General features: G+C 55.0%; 2 rRNA genes (1 of these 2 only partly in view). Both read left to right on the plus strand.

The window, feature by feature from the left end:
- A 23S ribosomal RNA gene (locus AB0O65_RS12485) occupies positions 1 to 2,367 on the plus strand; it begins 203 nt to the left of the window's first position.
- A 107-nt stretch (positions 2,368 to 2,474) separates the two neighbouring features.
- A 5S ribosomal RNA gene (gene rrf / locus AB0O65_RS12490) occupies positions 2,475 to 2,591 on the plus strand.
- Positions 2,592 to 2,594 lie beyond the last annotated feature (3 nt).

Below are 2,594 nucleotides of genomic sequence, written 5' to 3' on the forward strand. Positions count from 1 at the left end.
GTTTTAGTCGCATGTTCTAGACCCGAAGCGAAGTGATCTATCCATGGCCAGGTTGAAGCACGTGTAAGAGCGTGTGGAGGACCGAACCCACTTAGGTTGAAAACTGAGGGGATGAGCTGTGGATAGGGGTGAAAGGCCAATCAAACTTCGTGATAGCTGGTTCTCTCCGAAATGCATTTAGGTGCAGCGTTGCGTGTTTCTTGCCGGAGGTAGAGCTACTGGATGGCCGATGGGCCTCACCAGGTTACTGACGTCAGCCAAACTCCGAATGCCGGTAAGTGAGAGCGCAGCAGTGAGACTGTGGGGGATAAGCTTCATAGTCGAGAGGGAAACAACCCAGACCACCATCTAAGGTCCCAAAGCGCGTGCTAAGTGGAAAAGGATGTGGAGTTGCTTAGACAACCAGGAGGTTGGCTTAGAAGCAGCCACCCTTGAAAGAGTGCGTAATAGCTCACTGGTCAAGTGATTCCGCGCCGACAATGTAACGGGGCTCAAGCACGCCACCGAAGTTGTGGCATTAACATTTTTGGTAGGCCTTCGTGGTCCAGCCGTGTTGATGGGTAGGAGAGCGTCGTGTGGCGAGTGAAGCGGCGGTGTGAACCAGCCGTGGACGCCACACGAGTGAGAATGCAGGCATGAGTAGCGAAAGACGTGTGAGAAACACGTCCTCCGGAAGACCAAGGGTTCCAGGGTCAAGCTAATCTTCCCTGGGTAAGTCGGGACCTAAGGCGAGGCCGACAGGCGTAGTCGATGGACAACGGGTTGATATTCCCGTACCGGCGAAGAACCGCCCCAGTCAATCCAGTAATGCTAAGTGTCCAAAGCCATCCATCGGACCCTTCGGGGTTCACCGGGTGGTGGAGCACACGACCCTATGCTGGTGCGGCTAGCGTATTAACAGGTGTGACGCAGGAAGGTAGCCCAGCCAGGCGATGGTTGTCCTGGTGCAAGTGCGTAGGCCGAGTCATAGGCAAATCCGTGACTCATACAGGCTGAGACACGATGCGAATGAAAAGTGGGTGATCCTATGCTGCCAAGAAAAGCATCGACGCGAGGTTCAAGCCGCCCGTACCCCAAACCGACTCAGGTGGTCAGGTAGAGAATACCAAGGAGATCGAGAGAATCGTGGTTAAGGAACTCGGCAAAATGCCCCCGTAACTTCGGGAGAAGGGGGGCCACCCGCTTATACGGATTTACTCCGAAAAGGGTGTGGTGGCCGCAGAGACTAGTGGGTAGCGACTGTTTACTAAAAACACAGGTCCGTGCGAAGACGCAAGTCGATGTATACGGACTGACGCCTGCCCGGTGCTGGAAGGTTAAGAGGACCGGTTAGCCGCAAGGCGAAGCTGAGAATTTAAGCCCCAGTAAACGGCGGTGGTAACTATAACCATCCTAAGGTAGCGAAATTCCTTGTCGGGTAAGTTCCGACCTGCACGAATGGCGTAACGACTTCCCAACTGTCTCAACCGCGAACTCGGCGAAATTGCATTACGAGTAAAGATGCTCGTTACGCGCAGCAGGACGGAAAGACCCCGTGACCTTTACTACAGCTTGGTATTGGTGTTCGGTGTGGCTTGTGTAGGATAGGTGGGAGACTGTGAAACCGTGACGCCAGTTACGGTGGAGTCATTGTTGAAATACCACTCTGGTCATATTGGATATCTAACTTCGAACCGTGATCCGGTTCAGGGACAGTGCCTGGTGGGTAGTTTAACTGGGGCGGTTGCCTCCCAAAAAGTAACGGAGGCGCCCAAAGGTTCCCTCAACCTGGTTGGCAATCAGGTGGCGAGTGTAAGTGCACAAGGGAGCTTGACTGTGAGACTGACAGGTCGAGCAGGGACGAAAGTCGGGACTAGTGATCCGGCAGTGGCTTGTGGAAGCGCTGTCGCTCAACGGATAAAAGGTACCTCGGGGATAACAGGCTGATCTTGCCCAAGAGTCCATATCGACGGCATGGTTTGGCACCTCGATGTCGGCTCGTCGCATCCTGGGGCTGGAGTAGGTCCCAAGGGTTGGGCTGTTCGCCCATTAAAGCGGTACGCGAGCTGGGTTTAGAACGTCGTGAGACAGTTCGGTCCCTATCCGCTGCGCGCGTAGGAAGTTTGAGAGGATCTGACCCTAGTACGAGAGGACCGGGTTGGACGAACCTCTGGTGTGCCAGTTGTTCCGCCAGGAGCACCGCTGGTTAGCTACGTTCGGGATGGATAACCGCTGAAAGCATCTAAGCGGGAAGCCGGCCTCAAGATGAGACTTCCATACCCTTCGGGGTGAGAGGCTCCCAGCCAGACGACTGGGTTGATAGGCCAGATGTGGAAGCGTGGCAACACGTGCAGCTGACTGGTACTAATAAGCCGATGACTTGATAACACTCCTTCTTGCGGAGCTTGCGTCCACTTTGTGGTTCTCGACGTACGGTCGGAACCAAACAACACACTCCACGCGAGTGATGTTGCCGATGAACATGTCAATAGTGTTACGGCGGCCATAGCGTGAGGGAAACGCCCGGTCACATTCCGAACCCGGAAGCTAAGCCTCACAGCGCCGATGGTACTGCAGGGGGGACCCTGTGGGAGAGTAGGACACCGCCGGACTTC

This window comes from Microbacterium sp. NPDC077391 (genome assembly GCF_040686955.1).
GTDB lineage: Bacteria > Actinomycetota > Actinomycetes > Actinomycetales > Microbacteriaceae > Microbacterium > Microbacterium commune.